General features: G+C 68.5%; 13 protein-coding genes. 5 read left to right on the top strand and 8 right to left on the bottom strand.

Features of this window, described 5'->3' with window-relative positions; translation table 11 throughout:
- Nucleotides 1-6 precede the first annotated feature (6 nt).
- Together B9P64_RS09500 and B9P64_RS09495 are read left to right on the top strand one after the other, a co-directional pair.
- Complete coding sequence (locus tag B9P64_RS09500) at nt 7-2,154, top strand: TonB-dependent receptor family protein (protein ID WP_085315963.1); 2,148 nt, start codon at nt 7-9, stop codon at nt 2,152-2,154.
- Nucleotides 2,155-2,317: 163 nt separating this feature from the next.
- Complete coding sequence (locus tag B9P64_RS09495) at nt 2,318-3,889, top strand: methyl-accepting chemotaxis protein (protein WP_085315962.1); 1,572 nt, start codon at nt 2,318-2,320, stop codon at nt 3,887-3,889.
- Here B9P64_RS09495 and B9P64_RS09490 read toward each other — a convergent pair.
- Nucleotides 3,873-4,931: an RNA methyltransferase gene (locus B9P64_RS09490; RefSeq protein ID WP_085315961.1), complete on the bottom strand. Its 1,059-nt coding sequence runs from the start codon at nt 4,929-4,931 to the stop codon at nt 3,873-3,875. The genes B9P64_RS09495 and B9P64_RS09490 overlap by 17 nt on opposite strands.
- Nucleotides 4,932-5,036: 105 nt before the next feature.
- Between B9P64_RS09490 and B9P64_RS09485 the strand changes: the two genes are divergently transcribed.
- The 3 genes from B9P64_RS09485 (at nt 5,037) to B9P64_RS09475 (ending at nt 7,579) form a co-directional block, all read left to right on the top strand.
- Complete coding sequence (locus tag B9P64_RS09485) at nt 5,037-5,276, top strand: hypothetical protein (RefSeq protein WP_085315960.1); 240 nt, start codon at nt 5,037-5,039, stop codon at nt 5,274-5,276.
- Between the two features lie 715 nt (nt 5,277-5,991).
- Nucleotides 5,992-6,495 (top strand): PEP-CTERM sorting domain-containing protein, encoded by a 504-nt coding sequence (locus B9P64_RS09480; RefSeq protein WP_085315959.1) that lies wholly within the window; start codon nt 5,992-5,994, stop codon nt 6,493-6,495.
- Between the two features lie 97 nt (nt 6,496-6,592).
- The gene (locus B9P64_RS09475; RefSeq protein WP_085315958.1) at nt 6,593-7,579 is read left to right on the top strand and encodes an EpsD family peptidyl-prolyl cis-trans isomerase; all 987 of its coding nucleotides are present in this window, start codon (nt 6,593-6,595) and stop codon (nt 7,577-7,579) included.
- Between the two features lie 87 nt (nt 7,580-7,666).
- Here B9P64_RS09475 and B9P64_RS09470 read toward each other — a convergent pair whose 3' ends face one another.
- From B9P64_RS09470 to B9P64_RS09440, 7 genes are all read right to left on the bottom strand, one after another.
- On the bottom strand, nt 7,667-9,265 hold the full coding sequence (locus B9P64_RS09470; protein ID WP_085315957.1) for an ABC-F family ATPase: 1,599 nt from the start codon (nt 9,263-9,265) through the stop codon (nt 7,667-7,669).
- 54 nt (nt 9,266-9,319) lie between these two features.
- A complete protein-coding gene (locus tag B9P64_RS09465; RefSeq protein ID WP_085315956.1) occupies nt 9,320-10,792 on the bottom strand; it encodes a PAS domain-containing sensor histidine kinase in 1,473 nt (490 codons plus the stop codon).
- On the bottom strand, nt 10,779-11,609 hold the full coding sequence (locus tag B9P64_RS09460) for an alpha/beta fold hydrolase (RefSeq protein WP_085315955.1): 831 nt from the start codon (nt 11,607-11,609) through the stop codon (nt 10,779-10,781). The genes B9P64_RS09465 and B9P64_RS09460 overlap by 14 nt, the downstream gene beginning before the upstream one ends.
- A gap of 82 nt (nt 11,610-11,691) precedes the next feature.
- Nucleotides 11,692-12,516, bottom strand: coding sequence for an N-acyl homoserine lactonase family protein (locus tag B9P64_RS09455; protein ID WP_085315954.1), 825 nt, complete (start codon nt 12,514-12,516; stop codon nt 11,692-11,694).
- Between the two features lie 39 nt (nt 12,517-12,555).
- Nucleotides 12,556-13,335 (bottom strand): creatininase, encoded by a 780-nt coding sequence (locus tag B9P64_RS09450; RefSeq protein ID WP_085315953.1) that lies wholly within the window; start codon nt 13,333-13,335, stop codon nt 12,556-12,558.
- A complete protein-coding gene (locus B9P64_RS09445) occupies nt 13,332-14,258 on the bottom strand; it encodes a DMT family transporter (RefSeq protein WP_085315952.1) in 927 nt (308 codons plus the stop codon). Before B9P64_RS09445 ends, B9P64_RS09450 begins: the two co-directional genes overlap by 4 nt.
- Nucleotides 14,258-15,037, bottom strand: coding sequence for an SDR family NAD(P)-dependent oxidoreductase (locus B9P64_RS09440; protein ID WP_085315951.1), 780 nt, complete (start codon nt 15,035-15,037; stop codon nt 14,258-14,260). Before B9P64_RS09440 ends, B9P64_RS09445 begins: the two co-directional genes overlap by 1 nt.
- Nucleotides 15,038-15,043: the final 6 nt, after the last annotated feature.

Below are 15,043 nucleotides of genomic sequence, written 5' to 3'. Positions count from 1 at the left end.
ATTGCCATGAATCAGTCCGCTCTCGCTCCGCAGCGCCGCCTGCCGCCCTTCGCCCTCGCCTGCTGCGCCGCCGCGCTCGCCAGCCTTGTCGCGCCGGCATCGGCGCAGACCGCCACCACCACGCTCGATCCGGTGGTCGTGCGCTCGACCCGCATCGAGACTTCGCCGTTCGAAGCTGCCGGCTCGGTCGATGTGGTCGACGGCGCCCGCGCGCGCGACGGCAAGCTGCAGGTGAACCTGTCGGAAAGCCTTGGCGGCGTGCCCGGCCTCACGCTGCGCGACCGCCAGAACTATGCGCAGGACCAGCAGCTGTCGATCCGCGGCTTCGGCGCGCGCTCGGCGTTTGGCGTGCGCGGCGTGCGCATCTATGTGGACGGCATTCCGGCCACGCTGCCCGACGGCCAGGGCCAGCTCAGCAACATCGACCTGAATTCGGTCGACCGCATCGAGGTGCTGCGCGGCCCGTTCTCGGCGCTGTACGGCAACAGCGCCGGCGGCGTGATCCAGGTCTTCACCGCCGACGGCAAGGGCCCGGCCACCATCGAGGGCGGCTATGCCTTCGGCTCCTTCGGCACCCAGCGCCAGAGCCTCAAGCTCAGCGGCGAGACCGGCGGCCTCGGCTACACCGTGAGCGGCAGCCATTTCGAGACCGGCGGCTATCGCGCCCACAGCGTCACCCAGCGCGACATCTACAACGCCAAGCTGGTCACCAAGCCCGACGAATGGAGCCGCCTGACGCTGGTGGCCAACTACGTCAACCTCAATGCGCAGGATCCACTCGGCCTGACGCGCGCCAACTATCAGCGCGATCCGCGCAGCGTCGAGGCCGTGGCGCTCACCTTCGACACCCGCAAGACGGTGCAGCAGACGCAGGGCGGCATCACCTACGAGCGCGACATCGACGGCGCCAACAGCCTGCGCGTGATGGCCTACGACGGCCACCGCGCCACGACCCAGTTTCAGGCCATCCCGGTCGGCACCCAGACGCCGGCACTGCATCCGGGCGGCATCATCGCCCTCGGCCGCGAGTACTACGGCGCCGACGCGCGCTGGAACTGGAAGGGCGACCTCGCCGGCCGGCCGCTCCGGCTGGTGGTCGGCGTCGCCGCCGATGCGCTCGACGAGAACCGTCAGGGCTATCAGAACTTCCTCGGCAGCATCACCGGCGTGCAAGGCGCGCTGCGCCGCAACGAGAACAACACCAGCTGGAACGTCGACCAGTACGTGCAGGCCGAATGGCGCTTCGCCACCGACTGGAAGCTCGACGCCGGCGTGCGCCACAGCCATATCGGCGTGAAGTCGGCCGACCGCTACATCGTCGGCATCAACCCCAACGACAGCGGCAGCACCGACTACAACGCCACGCTGCCGGTCGTCGGCCTGCAATACGCGGCCACGCCCGACCTGCGCCTGTACGCGACCGCCGGCCGCGGCTTCGAGACGCCGACGCTCAACGAACTCGCCTATCGCGCCAACGGCGCCACCGGCCTCAACTTCGGCCTGCAACCCTCGCGCAGCGACAACTACGAGGCCGGTGCCAAGTGGCGTCACGGCACAGGCCTGCTCACGGTGGCGGCGTTCCGCACCAGCAACGAGAACGAGATCGTCACGCTGACCAACAGCGGCGGTCGCGCCACCTACCAGAACGCCGGCAGCACCCGGCGCCAGGGGCTGGAGCTGGCTTGGTCGGCCGAGTACGCGCACGACCTGCGCACGCAGATCGCCTACACGCTGGTCAACGCCACCTATCGCGAGAACTTCCGCACCTGCACGGCCACGCCCTGCACGACGCCGACCACGACCATTCCGGCCGGCAACCGCATTCCGGGCGTCGCGCGCCAGCAAGGCTTTGCCGAGTTGGCCTGGGCGCCGGTCGAAGGCCCGCGCGCCAGCATCGAGGGCCGCTTCGTCGACAAGGTGTACGTCAACGACGGCAACAGCGATGCGGCCGGCGCCTACGGCACGGTCGGCCTCGGCGCCGGCTATGTGGTCAAGCGCGCCGGCTGGACCGTGACCGGCTTCGGCCGCGTCGACAACGTGTTCGACCGCCAGTACGCCGGCTCGGTCATCGTCAACGAAGGCAACCAGCGCTACTTCGAACCGGCGCCTGCACGCAACTGGCTGGCCGGATTGTCGGGCGCGCTGAGCTTCTGACGACCGTCGTTGGCGCCGGCCAACGCCCGCGCGCGTGCCGCGCCGGTGGCGGTTCCGATGCATCGATAAGCAAGGAGATTCCGGCGCCGGCGCGCGGTTGGAACATCCAAGTCCTTGGCGACATTAAGGGTTAACACCAACAACCCTTCGCACAAGGACTCCCATGAACCTGTCCCGGATCACCGTCCGGCGGCAACTTGCCCTCGGTTTCGGTTCACTCGCCGCCGCCTGCCTGACGATTGCCATCATCGGCATGCTGGCGCTTTCCGCCGCCAACGACCAGTTCTTCACCTACATCAACGGCATCGGCGAACGCGGCCAGCTGGTGAGTCAGCTCGGCCATGCCACCAAGGACCGCGCGATCGCCGTGCGCAATGCGCTGCTCGCCACCGACAGCGCCTCGCGCGAGCGCCATGCCGCCGCCGCGCAGGCCGCCGACGAACGCGTGACACAGCTGCTCGCGCGCTACAACCGGCTGGTCGCCGAGGCCACCGACATGAGCGACCGGGCACGCAAGATCGCGCAGCAGGTCAACGAGGTCGAGCTGCGCTACCAGCCCGTGGCGACTTCCGTCATGCAGCTGGCCCTGCGCGGCGAGCGCGAGCAGGCCGTCGCGCGCATGAACGATGAATGCATTCCGCTGCTCGACCAGCTCAACACCGTGCTCGACGACTACACCGACATCGTGGCGACGGTGCAGCGAGAGCGCGGCGGCGTTGCGCTCGCCGCCTTGCATTCGAAGCGGCTGTGGCTGGGCGGCATTGCCCTCGTGGCGCTGGCGCTGGCCGGCACGCTGGGCTGGCTCGTCACGCGCAGCATCCTCGGCTCGCTCGGCGGCGAACCGGCGCTGCTCGGCGACATCGTGGGCCGGGTGGCCGGCGGCGACCTGCGCCGCATCGCCGAGGCCGACGGTGCGCCTGCCGGCAGCGTGATGGCGTCGCTCGGCGCGATGCAGGCCAATCTGGTCGGGCTCATCGCCCGCGTCGGCGGCTCGGCCGAGAACATCGCGACCGCGTCGGTGCAGATCGCCACCGGCAATCAGGACCTGTCGCGCCGTACCGAGCAGCAGGCCAGCGCGCTGCAGCAGACCACCGCGCAAATGCAGCAGATGACCGAGAACGTCCGCACCAACGCGGCCAGTGCGCAGCAGGTCAGCCAGCTGGCGAGCGAGGCATCGCGCGTGGCGGACGAAGGCGGCCGCGTGGTCGAGCGCGTGGTGACGACCATGGACGAGATTTCGGAGTCGAGCCGGCGCATCGGCGACATCATCGGCGTCATCGACGGCATCGCCTTCCAGACCAACATCCTCGCGTTGAACGCCGCGGTCGAGGCCGCGCGGGCCGGCGAGCAGGGGCGCGGCTTCGCGGTGGTGGCGGCCGAGGTGCGGTCGCTGGCCAGCCGCTCGGCCGAGGCCGCGAAGGAGATCAAGCTGCTCATCGACACCTCGTCGCAGCGCGTGGGCACGGGCAGCTCGCTGGCAGGCGAGGCCGGCGCCACCATGTCGCGCATCGTCACCCAGGTAGCCCGCATGAGCGGGCTGATCGGCGAGATCGCCGCCGCCACCGGCGAGCAGGCCAGCGGCATCGCGCAGGTGAATCAGGCGGTCGGCTCGCTCGACGCCAGCACGCAGCAGAACGCGGCGCTGGTGGAACAGAGCGCCGCCGCCGCCGACAGCCTGCGGCTACAGGCCCGGAGCATGACCCAGCTCGTGGGCAACTTCACGCTGGAGGGTTGAGGCCGGCGCCCGCGCGACGGATGGGCGGCGCCACGATGGCGTCGCCGTCCAGCGCCCGGGCGCGCAGCTGGCCACAGCCACCGTCCACATCCTGCCCGGCCGAATGGCGCAGCTTGGTCAGCACGCCGCGCCGATGCAGCTGGCGCGCCATCTCGGCCGCCTGCTCCCAGGACGGCCGGCGGAATTCCAGCGCCTCGACCGTGTTGTAGGGGATGAGATTCATCAGCGCATAGCGGCCCTTGAGCAGCCGCGCGATGCCGTCGATTTCGTCCGGCCCGTCGTTCACGCCCTCGATCAGCGTCCACTGGTACTGGATCGGATAGCCGGTGGCGCGTGCATAGCGCTCGCCCAGTTCCACCAGCTCGGCCGGATCGATGCGCGGCGCGCGCGGCAGCAGTTGCGCGCGCAGCTCGGGCCGGGTGCTGTGCAGCGACAAGGCCAGCGCCGGCTTGACCGGCCCGAGCGGCAGGCGCTCGAACACGCGCTCGTCGCCGACCGTCGAGAACACCAGGCTCTTGTGGCCGATGCCGCCCACCGTGCCCAGCAGCTCGATCGCCTCGATCACGTTGTCCAGGTTGTGCGCCGGCTCGCCCATGCCCATGAACACCACCTTCTTCACCGGGCGGCGCGCGCGTGCCAGCGCCACCTGGGCGACGATTTCCGCGCTGCCGAGCTGGCGGATCAGGCCCGAGCGCCCGGTCATGCAGAACACGCAACCGACCGCGCAACCCAGCTGCGACGACACGCAGACGCCGTCGCGCGGCAGCAGCACGCTTTCCACCGTCTGGCCGTCGGCCAGCTCGACCAGCAGCCGCGCCGAACCGTCCTCGCCCGGATGCTCGGAGCGCACGCGCGCCAGCCCAGCCAGCTCGGCCTCCACCGCCGCGAATTCCGCGCGCGCATCGAGCGGCGGAATGTCCTCCGGCCGGATGCGGCCCTGCCCCGCCGGCAAGGCCAGCGCCCAACGCCGCAGCAGTCGGCGGACATGACAAGGCTTGGCACCGTGGGCACCAAGCCGCTGATGAATTTGCTCGATTTGCATCGGCCGCATTGTGCCCGCCCGCGCAGCTGCCATTCGATTGGCATGGTCTTGGCATACGGTCGAGAGGTTTGCGACAACCGCGACAGAACCCACAGGAGAATTCCCATGAGCAGCACGCCCGAAGGCTATTTCATCGATTGGGACGGCAATATCCGCGACGCCAACGATCCCGGAAATGGCTTCCATACCGAAGTCGACAAGGTCGCCAAATATGTCGCCGTCAAGCACAAGGGCGGCACGCTGATGCATGAAGCCACTTTCTATCCGACGCTCGAAGCGATCGAAAAGAAAGGCATCAAGGCGCAATTCGTGCCGAGCAGCCAGCCCTGGGGTCTGCAGGACTGATCGATCGGTCGTTCCGGAATCGGCTGACGATTCCGCCGATCGGCACGGGCCCGGCGCCGGCATTCGATGAATTGCCGGCGCCGGGCCCGTTTGCATTCATGTCCGCAACTGCCCGGCATTTGCCGCATCAATTGGCGGCAAAACCGGTTGGCGCGTCGGCGACCGCGGCGCCAGCCCCGGCAACCGCCCTGCCTGCGGCGTCGGACCACGGCAACTTCTGCCGCACGCGGCCGGCGTCACAGATATTCGATCGGGCCGGCGCCGCAATCGCGTTCACCGCTTATCCTCGGCGGCGCCGGTCCGGCCCAATTCCGCTATCTGCCGCAGCCTAACCCTTGCGGGTTAACCGGATTGCCGGGCAAGCGGCGCGGCATTTCGCGAGCAAGTACCAACATAGCTTTACGCGCGATTTCATATTCAGGTTTCATTTCGCATGCAAAAACCCGGCATTCGGTCGATGAGAATTGCGGCAAGGAAACCGTGATCGATTTCTTCAAGCCGAATTCACATCCGGTTTGCTGCATTGACGCACCGCAGCACGCGACTAGACTCGATCGCGCTCGGTTCTGGATTGGCTGCGGTTTGATATGACTGGAAGTGCGGGCTTGCGATCATGTGTCGGAATATCGACGTTTCAAGCATTGCATCAACTGGAGCGGGCGACTCCCGCCGCGAATTCCGATTCGCGGTTTTTTCAAGTTCGCTAGAGGCTTTCATGAAACTCAAGGCACTCCTCTGCTCGACCCTGCTGTCGCTCGGTGCGATCGGCGCGGCGCATGCCGATGTGAAGTCGCAAGACTTCTACCCGCAGGCTTATGTCGCGCCGACTTTCACCAATTACCTGGTCGGCACTTTCACCGTCGATAACGCCTTGTCCGATGTCGTCGGTTCGGTGACCGCATTCGACACCATTTCGGTCGGCCCGATCAGCTTTCAGCTGGCGCGGGTCACCTTCAGCGGAACCGAAATCGTCGATACGCACGCGACCGATTCCGATCCCGGCGTCGCCACCTTCAGCTATTCCGGCCTTGGATTCGGCACCTATCGAATCCTTGCGAGTGGCTCGTGGACCTCGACCTTTCCGCAGTATCCGGTGACCTTCCTCAAGGGCCATATCGACATGACCGATACGGTCGTGCCTGAACCGGCGCCGATCGCGCTTGCCGGCTTCGGCATTGCCTCGTTGTGGCTGCGCCGCCGCAAGGCCACCGGCAAGTAATTACCGAAGCTTTCCATTCCGGAAAGTCCCGAATGCCGCCACCCGATGTGGCGGCATTTTCCCGGCGATTCCGCCGATTCCACCAAGCAATCTACTGATGATCGTCGAGACCCGAGTGAAGAACGCGATGCGGTGCTGCGCCAGCCTGATCGGAATCCTGCTGCTGGCTGCGTGCAGCAAGTCGGGCCCGCCCAAGGCCGAATCGAGCCAGGTGGTCGCAACCGTCAACGGCACCGAGCTGACCTCGCATCAACTCGAATTCCTGATTCGCCGCAATCCGGCTGCCGCCGCCAATGCCGACAATCCCGTCGTCGCCCGTCAGGCGCTCGACAAGCTGGTTGACGATGAAATCGCGGCGCAAAAGGCCATTTCGGATGGCGCCGACAAGGATGAGCGATTCATTTATGCCAGCGACAGCACGCGGCGCGAAATCCTCGCCCAGCTGGCATTCGAAAAGCTTTCCAGCGGCATCGGCAAGCCGAGTGCCGAAGAGGTCAAGACTTTCTATTACGAAACCTATCCGCTGATGTTCAAGGACAGGCGCGTGTATTTCGCCGATGAATTGCTGCTGGCGCTGCCGAGCATCAAGGTGCTCGAAAGCGATCTGACCTCGGGCAGCCTGTCGCTCGATGCCGCGATCCGCAAGCTGACTTCGGCCCAGGTCGAATTCCGCCATGAAATCTCGGCGGTGCGGCCCGAGGACATTCCGCTCGGCACCGTGTCCAAGCTCGGCAGCTGGACCCAGCGCCTGCCGCTGGTCGTGCCCTCGCCCGGTTTTGGCCGGCTGCTGTTCCTGCGTTCGAGCGAGCCGGTGCCGATCCGGTTCGAGGATGCCAAGCCGCGCATCGAGCGTTTCATCGCGACCCAGCGCCTGACCGAAACCCGCCAGCGGCTGGCCACGCAATGGCGCAACGACGCCAAGGTGACGCTGGCGCCCAAGTTCAACGCGGTGCCTGCGCCGGCCGCCGCCGCGCCCGAGCCGGCAGCACCAGCCGCGCCGGCCGCCCCGGCGCCGGCCCCCGCCAGCGGCGAGAAGAAGATCGACGACGCGGCGATCCGCAAGGGCATCGACTCGCTGCGCTGATGCCAGTGGCGCTCGCCGGACGCAGCGCCGGCGAGCGCCAGCGTGGGCGCGCGGCGCGGGCAGCGACCCGCGCCTGCCGCAACCGGCTTACTCGACGCCCTGCGAGCGCAGGTAGTCCTCGTAGTTGCCGCTGAAGTCGACGATCGTGCCGTCGCCGCGCACGTCGATGATGCGGTCGGCCACGCCGCTCACGAACTGACGGTCATGGCTCACGAAGATGAGCGTGCCGTCGTACTTTTCGAGCGCCACCTGGAGCGATTCGATCGATTCCATGTCGAGGTGGTTGGTCGGCTCGTCCATCAGCATCACGTTGTGCTTGCCGAGCATCAGCCGGCCAAAGCTCATGCGGTGCTTTTCGCCGCCCGACAGGATGCGCACCGGCTTCTTCACGTCGTCGCCCTGGAACAGCAGCCGGCCGAGGATGCCGCGCACCACCTGGTCGTCGTCGCCGGGCTTGGTATAGCTCTGCACCCAGTCGGTCAGGTTCTTGTCGCTGTCGAAGTCGGGAAACACGTCCTGCGCCATCAGGCCCACGTCGGCGTTCTCGGCCCACTTCACCTCGCCGCGGTCGGGCTGGACCTTGCCGGCCACGATGTTCAGCAGCGTCGACTTGCCCACGCCGTTGGCACCGATGATCGCGACCTTCTCGCCGGCATTCACCACGAAGTCGAAGTTCTTGAACAGCGGCTTGTCGTAGCTCTTGCTCAGGCCCATCGCCTCGAAGGCCAGCCGGTGCAGCTTCTTTTCCTGCTCGAAGCGGATGTAGGGGTTCTGGCGCGACGACGGCTTCACCTCGACCGCCTCGGCCTTGATCTTGTCGATCTGCTTGAGGCGCGAGGTGGCCTGACGCGCCTTCGACTTGTTGGCCGAGAAGCGCGCCACGAAGTCGGACAGCTCCTGGATGCGGTCCTTGGCCTTGGAATTGGCCGCCATCTGACGCTCGCGCGCCTGCACCGAAGCCAGCATGTAGTCGTCGTAATTGCCGGCGTAGGTGCGCAGCTGGCCGTAGTCCAGATCGGCCATGTGCGTGCAGACCTGGTTCAGAAAGTGCCGGTCGTGGCTGATGATGACCATCGTCGAGTTGCGCTGGTTGATGACGTCCTCAAGCCAGCGAATCGTGTTGATGTCGAGATTGTTGGTCGGCTCGTCGAGCAGCAGGATGTCCGGATCGCTGAACAGCGCCTGGGCCAGCAGCACCCGCACCTTGAGGCCCGGCGCCACCGCGCTCATCGGGCCGGTGTGCAGCTCGATGGGAATGCCCACGCCGAGCAGCAGCTCGCCGGCGCGGGCCTCGGCCGTGTAGCCGCCGAATTCGGCATAGCGGGTTTCGAGATCGGCGGCGCGCATGTAGTCGTCGTCGGTCGCCTCGGGATTGGCATAGAGCGCATCGCGCTCGGTCATGGCGGCCCACATTTCCACATGGCCCATCTGCACCACATCGAGCACGCGCACATCCTCGAAGGCGTTCTGGTCCTGGCGCAGCTTGCCGAGCCGCTCGTTGGGGTCGAGGCTGACATTGCCGGCGGAGGGGTCGAGATCGCCGCCGAGGATCTTCATGAAGGTCGACTTGCCGGCGCCGTTGGCGCCGATCAGACCGTAGCGGTTGCCGTCGCCGAACTTGACGGAAATGTTTTCGAACAGGGGCTTGGCCCCGAACTGCATCGTGATGTTCGCGGTGGAGAGCATTGCGGCGGAGGAGAAAGAGGCGGTGGAAAAACGTCGGCCGAGTCTAACAGTCGCCTATTGGGCCTCGCCCGCGCGCGGCAGCAGCAGCGCGAAGGTGGAACCGCTGCCGACGACGCTGCTCACCTCGATCGCGCCGCCCATCAGCTCGACCAGTCCGCGCGTGATGACCAGGCCCAGCCCGGTGCCCTCGACCGGACCGCGCTCGGCGCCGAGCCGGTTGAACGGCTCGAACAGCGCGCCGAGCTGCTCGGGCGCGATGCCCGGTCCCTTGTCGCGCACCTCGATGCGCACCCGCTCCGGCTCGGCCAGCACGGCCACGCAGACCGCGCCGCCGCTCGCGCCGTACTTGATGCCGTTGCTCACCAGATTGAGCAGCGCCTGACGCAGCCGGTTGCCGTCGGCCAGTACCCGGCAGCCGCAGGGCGCATCGATGGACAGCTCGACGCAGGCCTTGCCGGCCAGCGGCGTGGCCAGCTGCACGCACTCCTGCACCACGTCGAACACATCGACCGGCGCGATGCTCACCTCGACCTTGCCGGCCTCGATGCGGGTGATGTCGAGCATGTCGTTGATGAGCAGCAGCAGATGGTGACCGGCCTGGGCGATGTGACCGACCTTGCGGCGCTGCGCCGGCCTGAGCGCGTCGTCCTCGATCAGCAGCAGCTGGGCAAAGCCGAGGATGCCGTTGAGCGGCGTGCGCAATTCATGGCTCACGCGGGCGAGGAAGTCGCTCTTGGCGCGGCTGGCCGACTCGGCCACCTGCTGGGCGCGCAGCGAGGCGTCGAGCGCGCGGCGCTCGGTGGCGTCGGCGATGAAGCCGTGCCAGAGCATGCCGCCGTCGGGCTGGCGGCGTGGCGCGGCATTGATCTCATGCCAGCGCAGCACGCCCGCCGGATGCTCGACCTGATACTCGGCGCGCCAGGGCAGCAGCGCCTCGGCCGAGCGCGCCATCGCTGCCAGCACCGCGTCGCGCTGGCCCGGCACGATGCGCTCGAACAACCGCTCGCCGCCCGCGCGCAGCTGTACCGGCGCCAGGCCGTACATGCCGCGCACCGCCTCGGTCAGGTAGGGAAAGCCGAGGCTGCCGTCGGGCTTGCGCTGGCACTGGAACACGATGCCCGGCACCTGCTCGGCGGCGCGCCGCGCGGTCAGCAGCTGGTCCTCCAGCCGCTTGCGCTCATGCAGCCGCGCCACCACGAATTCGCTCACCGCTGCATCGCCCCGCGGCTCGCGCCGCGCATAGACCAGCGCATCGACCGGGCCGGCGGTGCCATGCAGGCTCAGCGTCACCTCGGCCAGCTCGCCGCGCAGCTTGAGCAGCGGCAGCGCATGCGCGGTGTAGAGCACCCGGCTTTCGAGCGTGAACAGCGATTCGGCGCTGCGGCCGACCAGATCGCCGGCCGCGATGCCGAGCAGCCGCACCAGCGCCGGATTGACGGCCAGGATCGTGCCGGCGTCGTCGATGGCAAACCAGCCGCAGGGCAGCCGCGAGGTGTCGCCCAGGGCGACCGCGTCAGGCGCGGGCATCGAGATAGCCGCGAATCACCGCCGTCGTCTCGCCGGGATGGCTGAGATGCGGGAAATGGCCGGTAGCGGCCACCTTCACCAGCAGGCTGCCGTGCAGATGGCGGTGCAGATAGGCCAGCACGAAGGGCGGCGCAATGATGTCGCCGACGCATTCCATGAGCAGCGTGGGCACGGCATGGGCCGCGAGAATGGTCCGGCTGTCGCTGTAGAACACGGTGTCGGCAAAGTTGCGGATGACGGCCGGATCGCCGGCGCAGAAGCTGTCGGCCAGTTCCTGCGTCAGCTCGGGCCGGTCGTCGTTGAGCATGACCTGCGGCGCGAGGCTGCCGGCCCAGCCGGCCAGATTGCGTTCCATCAGGTCGAGCAGCGCGGCGACATCGGCCGGCTCGAAGCCGCCGAAGTAGTCGGGCGGATCGTTGAGGTAGTGCGGCGACGGTCCGATCATCACCATGCGGTCGAAGCGGCCGGGCTCGCTCTGGGCGGCCCGCACGCCGACCATGCCGCTGACCGAATGCGCCACCAGACTCACCGGCCGGTCGTCGGCCACCATCCCCACCACGTCGAGCAGATCCTGCGCATAGCCGTCGAGGCTCTGGTAGCGCGCCGGGTCGTAGGCGCCGATGTCGCTCTGGCCGCAGCCGACGTAATCGAACAGCACCACGCGCGAATCGCGCTCGAAATCGGGCGTCACATGCCGCCAGGCGCGCTGATCGCAACCGAAGCCATGCGCAAACACGATCGTTCTGGGCCCCTCGCCTTGCACCCGCACATGATTGCGCCTCAGGACATCCACCGCCGTCTCCAACTTCTTGTGCATTGCTCGATAGTGCCGGGGACTCTCCTTCGCGCAGACGCGATGCGTCAAGACAGGGCGAACCGTTATCTGCCGACTGTGCAATTCATGCGTGATGCGCGGGAAACGGGCAGCGGCACTGCATGCGACGGTAGAAGCCGAAATCGTGGTTGGGCCAGAGTTCGGCGCCGTCATCGGCCGCCAGCGCCTTGAGCTTGCGGATGCTGGCGAGCGCGGTCCGTTCGGCCTCGGCCTCGGCGATGGGCGCGACGCCGTCGGCATCGGGCACGCCGCGCCAGAGCAGGCCGGGCGCGATCTCGCGGTCGAGGTTCTCGGTCAGATCGGCCGCATCGCCGCAGAGCAGCACCGGCGCGCCCGTGGGCAGCACGATGCGCAGCGACATGTGGCCGGCGCTGTGGCCCGGCGTGGCGATGGCATCGACGCCGTCGACGAGGCTGTATTCGCCCGACTTCACCTGCCAGCCGGCATGGCCGGCCAGCTCGTCCAGGAATACGCCGCCGTCGGCGCCGCTGAGCGCGGCATCGAGTTCGGCGCGCTGCACATGCACCTCGCAGCCGCCGAAGGCGCCGATGCCGCCCGCATGGTCGAAGTGCAGATGGCCGAGGAAGGCCACGTCGATGTCGGCCGGCGTGAGGCCGAGCCGCGCGAGCCGCGCCTCGATGCGCTGCTCCTCGGTGATGACCGGCGGGCCGAAGGGAAAGTGCGCCGGATCGTAGTAGCGCGCCGCCTCGGCGAGCTTGGCGTAGTCGCAGCCCACGTCGTAGAGGATGCGGCCGTTGCCGGTCTCGATCAGATAGGCGAGCACCGGCGCCTCGACCGTCTCGCCATGCGGCTGGTGGCGCAGCGACAGCGACTTGTCGTACTGCATGGTGGCGACCAGCAGCGGCCAGAGTTTGCGGACGGCGGTCATGGTTTCGGCTCCGGTTGGCGATGCGGGAAGTGTGGCGGCTCAGGCGCTGGCGGCGAGCCCGAACTCGGCCGCGACCGCTGCCGCGATGCGCGCGCCCAGCTCCTCGGCCATCGCCGCGCCATGCTCGGCGGTGGCGCCGCGCGCCGACGACAGCACGCCCGACGGCGGCACCCATTCGGGCCGCGCCGGGTGGATGTCATACGGAGGAAAGTCGGCCGGCGGATCGGCGGGCAGCTTGTCCATGCGCACCAGCGCCGGGTGGTAATGCAGCATCAGCGAGGTCTCGATGACCGCCGCATGCTCCAGCGCATAGCCCGGAAAGCCGTCGGGAAACACCGTCGCCAGCGTCTCGGGCGTGGTGAAGTCCCAGTACTCCAGCCGCATCACCGAGAAGGCACCCGGCGCCGGACGCAGCTCGCGCAGCGCCAGATCGATGCCCTCGATGAGGAACCACTGGTTCTCGTAATGGCCGTTGACGATGACCACGCGCGCGAGGCCATGCCGCGCGAATTCGCGCAGCACGTCTCGCACCTGGCCCACGAGCGTGGCCGCGTCGAGGCTGGTGGTGCCGCAGAAATGCTGGCCGCCGCCGCACTTGGGCTGCGACTTGTAGCCGTAGGACAGCGCCGGCGCCACGATGCCGCCGACCCGCGCTGCCGCATCGCGCGCCACGGCCGTGGCCAGCAGCGCATCGGTGCCGAGCGGCAGATGCGGCCCGTGCTGCTCCAGCGCGCCCACCGGCAGAAAGACGGTCGGCCGGCGCGCGATCACCTCGCGCTCGTACTCGACCCAGGTCATCTCGTTCATCCAAAGGCTCATCTCGGGCTCTCCGTGCAATCCGGGCAGGCGCCCGGGGATCCGTTGGGCGCGCCGCGCCGGTCGCCGACCGCCTCGATGCAGGCGCCGATGCCGATCAGCAGCGCGCCGATCCATTCGGGCGCGCGCAGCGGCGTGCCGAGCAGCCAGGCCGCCGACACGGTCGACGCCAGCAGCTCGACGAGGGAAATGATTCCGGCCCGGCCGCTTTCCAGCCGCGTGACGCCGTAGACCGTGGTGAAGGTGCCGACCAGCAGCCACAGCAGCGCAAAGCCCGCGAGCCCGACCACGAGCGGCACGGTCCAGATCGGCTGACCGCCAGCGATGCCGCCGGCCAGCATCGCCGCCGACACCAGCCCGCAGCCAAGGAAGACCGCGACCGTCTTGGACGCGCCCGGAATGCCCGCCGCGCGCCGCATCGTGAGGTTGTTGGCGGCAAACGCCACGCCCGCGCCAAGCGCGACCCAGTCCGACGCCGACAGCGCGATCGCACCCAGCTCCGACCACGCCGGCCCGACGATCAGCACCGCCGCGCCGCTCACCGCCAGCAGCAGCGCCAGCGCGCGCCGACCATCGATGCGCTCGCCAAAGAAGGCCGCGCCGCCCAGCACCGACCACACCGGCGACAGGTAGAACAGCAGCATCACGCGCACCACATTGCCGTTCATGAGCGCATAGACGAAGCCGGCATTGCACAGCCCGCCCGCCAGCAGCGTCAGCAGCAGAAAGCCGCGCTCGGGCCACCAGGCCGCACGCTCGCGCCACAGCCAGGGCAGGCCCAGCATGCCGATGCCGCCATAACTCGCCAGCGACAGCGCCGGCCCCGACAACCCCAGCTCGGCGAACTGGCGGATCGGCCACCACGCCAGCCCCCACAGCAGCGCCGAGAACAGCAGCACCGCTGCCGGCCACAGATGCGGCGCCATCAGCCGCCCATCCAGGCGCCGCCGTTCGGCCCCAGCACCTGACCGTGGAAGAAGCTGGCCAGATCGGACGCGAGGAACACGGCGGTCGCCGCCACTTCCTCGGGCCTGCCGGCGCGCGCGGCGGGGATGGCGATCTCGCGCGCCAGCACCTCGGCGCTCATGTGCTCCAGCGACAGCATCGGCGTGGCGATCGGGCCGGGTGCAATCGCATTCACGCGCAGCGCCGGCGCGAACTCGCGCGCGAGCGACCGCGTAAGCCCGATCACGCCGGCCTTGGCGGCGCAATACGGCGCGTACTGCGCGCGCCCCAGAAAGCCAAGCTCGGACGCGATGTTGATGACCGTGCCGCGCCCGCGCGGTGCCATGCGCACCAAAGCCGCGCGGCAGCACAGGAACACCGCCTTCAGATCGGTGCCGACGACGAAATCCCAGTCGGCGGCGGTCGTGTCGAGAAAGGACTTTTCCTGGATCACGCCAGCCGCATGCACTGCGATGCCGACCTCGCCGAGTTCGGCCTCGGCATGCGCGTAGAGCGCCTCGACCTGGGCCTCGCTGGTCACGTCGGCCTCGACGGCGATTGCGTGGCCACCGGCCGCAGCGATGGCCGCGACGACCTCGGCAGCCGCCTCCTGCGCGCGCCAGTGCGAGACCGCCACCTGCGCGCCGACCGCCGCGAGTGCAATGGCCGTCGCCCGGCCGATGCCGCTCGCCGCGCCGGTCACCACCGCCACCCGGCCCGCGAGCAGGTCGGGCGCAAAACCCGTCGACGGGAGATTCATGCGCGC

Source organism: Derxia lacustris, from assembly GCF_002105195.1.
In the GTDB taxonomy this organism is placed as follows: Bacteria; Pseudomonadota; Gammaproteobacteria; order Burkholderiales; family Burkholderiaceae_E; genus Derxia; species Derxia lacustris.
Note: the sequence above shows the minus strand (reverse complement) of the source record. Positions and strands in the feature narration are given on the sequence as shown.